4 protein-coding genes are annotated in these 6,042 nt (G+C 41.2%); 3 read left to right on the top strand and 1 reads right to left on the bottom strand.

Annotated elements, in window-relative coordinates; all coding sequences use genetic code 11:
- Positions 1 to 210: 210 nt before the first annotated feature.
- Positions 211 to 1,755: a threonine ammonia-lyase, biosynthetic gene (gene ilvA, locus AC0UA9_RS11665; RefSeq protein ID WP_475660261.1), complete on the top strand. Its 1,545-nt coding sequence runs from the start codon at positions 211 to 213 to the stop codon at positions 1,753 to 1,755.
- A 96-nt stretch (positions 1,756 to 1,851) separates the two neighbouring features.
- On the opposite strand, the gene AC0UA9_RS11660 is transcribed toward ilvA, so the two are convergent.
- Positions 1,852 to 2,601, bottom strand: coding sequence for a hypothetical protein (locus AC0UA9_RS11660; protein ID WP_475660259.1), 750 nt, complete (start codon positions 2,599 to 2,601; stop codon positions 1,852 to 1,854).
- Positions 2,602 to 2,901: 300 nt separating this feature from the next.
- Between AC0UA9_RS11660 and AC0UA9_RS11655 the strand changes: the two genes are divergently transcribed.
- Positions 2,902 to 5,112: an adenosylcobalamin-dependent ribonucleoside-diphosphate reductase gene (locus tag AC0UA9_RS11655; RefSeq protein WP_475660255.1), complete on the top strand. Its 2,211-nt coding sequence runs from the start codon at positions 2,902 to 2,904 to the stop codon at positions 5,110 to 5,112.
- A 108-nt stretch (positions 5,113 to 5,220) separates the two neighbouring features.
- Entirely contained in the window at positions 5,221 to 6,024 is an 804-nt protein-coding gene (locus AC0UA9_RS11650) for a hypothetical protein (RefSeq protein ID WP_475660253.1), read from the top strand.
- The last annotated feature ends 18 nt before the right edge of the window (positions 6,025 to 6,042 follow it).

The raw sequence follows: 6,042 nt of genomic DNA, 5'->3' as shown, positions 1-6,042 counted from the left end.
TTAGACGGTTTAGTAGAATAGTCGTTTTTCATGAAAAATACGCGCTCTATCATAGTAAAGCCACTAGCGCAGATAAAGGCGCAGTACGAAATAGCGCATTATTAGACGGTTTAGTAGAATAGTCGTTAAACCTTATTCGTCGCTTTCAAAAGAAAGCGACGTCAGCGGGATTTTAATCGCGCTTGTTTAAAGAAAGCCATTAGGTACCCTATGACAAAATCAAAGTTATTAACTGAACAAGCTGAACAACTCAACTATTTACGACGCATATTGCTGGCACCTATTTATGATGTAGCAGTAGAAACAGAGTTAACGCCTTTAACCAAATTATCTAGCCGTTTAAATAATCAAATTTATTTAAAGCGTGAAGATCAACAACCCGTGCATTCCTTCAAGCTGCGAGGTGCTTATAATAAATTATCCAATTTAAGTGAGGCTGAATGTATTCATGGTGTAATTGCTGCGTCTGCGGGTAACCACGCACAAGGCCTGGCATTAGCGGCAAGTAAATTGGGTATAAAAGCAACCATAGTGATGCCAAAAACGACCCCAGACATCAAAGTCGATAACGTTAGGCGTTTTGGCGGCGAAGTACGCCTTGTTGGCAATAGCTTTAATGAAGCACAACAAGCGTCAATTCAATATGCAAAAGACGAAAACAAAACCATTATTCATCCTTTTGATGATACTGACGTGATTGCAGGCCAAGGCACTGTCGCTAAAGAATTATTACAACAACTCCCTAATGCAGACGTAGTATTTATTCCGGTTGGCGGCGGCGGATTGCTCGCGGGCATGGCAGTATATTTAAAACAATTAAGCCCCAACACTAAAATTATTGGCGTTGAAGCCGAAGACTCAGCTTGTTTACAAGCCGCACTAAAAGCCGGTCAACCTGTTGACCTGACGCAAGTAGGTTTATTTGCCGACGGTGTTGCTGTAAAACGTATAGGTCAACGTACGTTTGAGCTAATACAGCGTTACTGTGATGACGTTATCACAGTGTCTACCGATGAAATTTGCGCCTCAATTAAAGACATTTTTGAACAAACACGTGTTATTGCTGAGCCTGCTGGCGCATTGTCTTTAGCCGGTTTACAAAAATATTGTGCAACAAGTAAAGGTGGCGAGTCATTAGCGGCGGTTTTATCTGGCGCTAATATGAATTTTCACACACTACGTTATGTTTCTGAGCGCTGCGAACTAGGCGAGAAAAAAGAAGCAATACTTGCGGTAACTATTCCCGAAGAAAAAGGCAGCTTTAAACGTTTTTGCCAAACCATAGGCAATAAAGCCATCACTGAATTTAATTACCGTTATGCTGGCGCATCACGTGCCAATATTTTTGTTGGCATTCGTTTAAGTGGTAGTGCGCAAGAGCGTCAACAACTGTTAAATGAATTAGCCAATGCTGACTACCAAGTAAACGACTTTACCGACAACGAGCTCGCAAAATTACATGTGCGCTACATGGTAGGTGGTAAAAACCAACTGGTAAATGTAAATGAGCGCCTATTTAGCTTTGAGTTCCCTGAACACCCAGGTGCATTAGAAAAGTTTCTAGACGCGGTCGGCGAAACGTTTAACATTACTTTATTTCATTATCGCAACCATGGCGCAGCATTTGGCCAAGTGCTCGCGGGCTTTGAAGTAAATACCACTACCGAAAATGCACTTATTGAACACCTCACCGCATTAGGTTATCAATATGAAGAGGCAACCGACAATCTCGCGTATCAAACCTTTTTAAATTAGTAATATTACTGGAATGGTCTCCTCCCAAACCAGCAGCAATCTGCCATGATTAACGTTGTGACACAGGATAAAAACGGGAGAAGACCCAAATGAAGATTACTTATAGATACTCAATTTAACCTTTGGTTTACGCTGTTTTTGGGCTTGAACCAAAGGACCAAGCTCTTCTATTGCCAATTGTAATGTTCGCGTTACCTCGGGTAATAATGCTACATGTTTTGAATGAAGGTAGTGGTACCCTTCTGTTCGATAAATTTCAACTTTATTATATTCGCTTACTTCTATATCACTAATCACTCCTAACTGCTCCTCGTAAATAACTAGCACATAGTTAAGACGACCTCTTGCAAGCATAATTCCTAAAGTATCTTGCCCTTTAATAGCATAGGTAGAAGCACGTTTATCCCTCATATAATTAGCCGACATAGAGTTTCCAGCTATCACACCTATAACATTATTTTTATCTTCTAAGACAGCCGGAGTACAGTCCACCTGCTTATGACAATAAAGCTGCAAAGTGCCTCGCGCTAACATAACAGGCACCCGTATTAGCTCAGGATAAATGTGTTCAATTTCTTTCTCTGCTATCATAATACCGTCTAAAAAGCCCGCATTTACCATAGCCCGTGCCCGAGCGGTTAAGATCCGTTCAAAGACAACATTATAACCCAGTTGGTTGTAGCTAAATAACAAGTACTGCTCAAATCGAGCAACCAGTCTGTCTGATAAGTGCACAGTAATGTGCATCTCCTTCAATGCAGCTTCAGGTTTATCTGCCGAGTGCGTATGCACTGAAAAAACCATAAGAATGACAAGTAATAGATAATAACCAGTAATCCATCTCACAATATTATTCCTCCCTTAATAAGTCTTGTTATCAGTTTAGTTGATAATTTATAAATTACTAAAACTTGCAAAATAAATACTTAATCTGATATCAACAAAGCTTGATCCTAATCAATAGCCACCAACACAAAAGCACTATATATTGTGCCTGAAAAACAAAACAGCACCACATATAGAGAACATTCGTATTTAGCGCTACAATGAAAATCATAATATGCTAACCAGTAAAGCCTTAACTATCGACACATGGCTTTATCATAGTTTTGCCTAACAACTCTGACATTTATAAAAAGGGATATCATGAACGAACAAATCATAACGGATACAGCCGAAGCCCCCGCGGTTTTTGATCCAAACCATTTACAGTTGGCTTCACAAGATATTTGGCGCTCAAAATATCAACTAAAAAGCGCATCAGGTGAACCAGTTGACCACAACGTAATAGATACCTTTAAACGTGTTGCTACCGCAATTGCCAACGTTGAAAACAGCCCTGCTAAGCAAAAAAAGTACCGTGATGAATTTTTATGGGCATTAATGAACGGCGCTATACCCGCCGGACGCATTGTTTCTAATGTGGGTGCTGAACAATACAAACCTGCTGCTTCAACCATTAATTGTACCGTATCGACTACCATTGAAGATTCAATGCAGGGCATTGTTGGTGAAGCGGTCAGTAAAGCCAGCTTAACCCTAAAAGCAGGGTGTGGTATTGGTTATGATTTTTCAACGATACGCCCCAATGGTGGCTTTGTTGCAGGTGCCGGTGCAACCACTTCTGGCCCCTTACCTTTTATGGATATTTTCGACACCATGTGTAAAACCGTTTCTTCATCAGGAGGTCGTCGCGGCGCACAAATGGGCACCATGGATTGCCAACACCCCGATATTATGGATTTCATTAAAGCAAAACGAGAAGATGGTCGCTTACGCCAATTTAACTTGTCTATTTTAATCACTGACCCTTTTATAGAAGCCGTTAAAGCCGATGCCGACTGGCAATTAGTGTTCCCCACAACACAGAATGAAATTGAGCTGTTAGGGCTAGCCTATGACGCTGACAATAATACCGACAACATCATTTGGCGAGAGTGGCCACTGATAATGGACGGTTACCTAGAAAATAGCGCTGGGGAAGTGGCTTGTAAGGTTTACCGTACCATTCGCGCCAAAAACTTGTGGAACATGATCATGAACGCCACCTATGACTACGCAGAGCCGGGCTTTATTTTAATTGATAAGGTAAATGAATATAACAACAACTGGTTTGCTGAACTTATTCGTGCCACTAACCCCTGCGGCGAACAACCTTTACCACCCAATGGCTCATGTTTATTAGGGTCAATTAACTTAACAGCTTTTGTCAATAACCCTTTTACCGCACAAGCGAGTTTTGATTGGCATAGATTTAAAAAAGTTGTACGTATTTTTACCCGCATGCTTGATAACGTGGTAGAGCTAAATGGCTTACCCTTACCTGAACAAGTCGCTGAAATTGAAAGTAAACGTCGACATGGCATGGGCTATTTAGGCTTAGGCTCTGCCATGACCATGTTAGGCATGAAGTACGGTAAAAAAAACGCCATCAAATTCACCAGCGAAGTGAGCAAACACTTAGCCTTAGAAGGTTGGCGTGAAGCAACTAAGCTTGCTAAGGAAAAAGGCGGGGCACCCTTCTTAAATGAAACGGTTACCATCACCGGCGCCTTATTACGTAAACGCCCAGCATTAACTAAAAAATATCAATTAGGTGATAACGTTAAGGCGCTTGAGTTACACCTGCATTATAGCCACTACATGCAAAAAATTGCTGCAGAGCTCGGCGAAAAGTGGCTAACCGATGCCTTAACAACCGGGTTGCGTTTTACACATCACACTTCTATTGCCCCTACGGGTACCATTGCCTTGTCAATTGGTAACAATGCCAGTAATGGTATTGAACCAAGCTTCGCCCATGACTATAAGCGTAATATTATTGTCCCTGGCAAATCTACCAAGCAACAAGTCAATGTACGCTCTGCCGAGCTTTTAGCCTATGAGCGCTTAATGAAAAGCACGTACGGAGCTGACTGGCAGTTACCCATGAAGAAAATAGGCGCTGTTTTATCACTGGATTTATCACAATTACCTGAAAGCTTTGTTGACACCTCAACGATAACGCCCTCTGAGCATATTGCTGTGCAAGCTGCAGCCCAGCAATGGATCGACAGTTCAATTTCTAAAACAATTAATATTCCAACAGAATTCCCTTTTGAACAGTTTGAAAATGTATATTTAGAAGCATATGCCGCAGGGTTAAAAGGCTGCACTACATTTCGTTTTAACCCTGAAAACTTTTCAGGTGTCCTAGTTAACGAAACCGACCTAGCCAATACCGATTACCAATTTAGCCTTGAAGGTGGCGAAATAATTACGGTTAAAGGTAATGAAAAAATACTATACGAAGGTCAGGAGCATATCGCCTCAAACTTATTTGAAGCGATTAAAGAAGGGCAATATGGACGTTTTTAACAACGATTGGCTGTACAGATATCAATTTATAGTAACAATGCAGGCAACTAAATGCTTGCCTACCAACTTATTAGACGGGATTCATTCCCGTCATCAGCAGAGAATATTATGACGCATTCAACTTCACCAGCGACCCCCATCAACATCAATAAAAAAATTATTGCTGTATCCGTAGTTAATAAAGAAGACAGCACCCTAGCAGCACCGAGCAAAGTGTTAAGCACACAAGAACAAGCTACTGAAACAATAGAGGTAATTGAAAAAACACCTCGGCCAAAGGAGCTAGACTCAAGAACTTATAAAATTAAAGCGTCAAGTGGTTATGAGCATGCCTATTATGTCAGCATTTCAAATGTGGTACTCAATGAAGGCACGCCGCTAGAAGAGGTTCGCCCTTATGAGATTTTTATTAACACCAAAGACAAAATAAATGTGCAATGGGTCTATGCCCTCACCTTTATGATGTCTGCCGTGTTTCGCAAGGGCGGTGAATATATGTTTTTACTTGATGAATTACGTGAGGTAGCTTCACCAAATGCCGGCTGGTTTGGTCAACATACCCGTGGTGGCAACCCAAGGTATATTGAATCAATGGTGTCTGCTATTGCCGATACTATTGCTTACCATGTTGAGAAAACCTGCGGCGTTGCCGTTAAAAAAAGTGAACTCTCAGATGCTGCTAAAGCCATTATTGAAGAGAAAAAGGCACAATATTTAACTGAATACGCTGCCAATTCCGCCTTAAAAGCGATAAATACTAACGCAGACAACACTATAGACCATGCATTAAATGATGAGGACGCCGGTATGCCAAACGCCATGGCTTGCCCTAAGTGCAAAGTAAAGAATGCAGTAATCAAACTTGATGGTTGCTTAACCTGCGTATCATGTGGCGACTCTAAATGCGGTTAATGGTTTTAACCAATATAA

This window comes from Colwellia sp. F1 (genome assembly GCF_056238625.1).
This window is presented reverse-complemented; position numbering and strand designations above follow the sequence as displayed.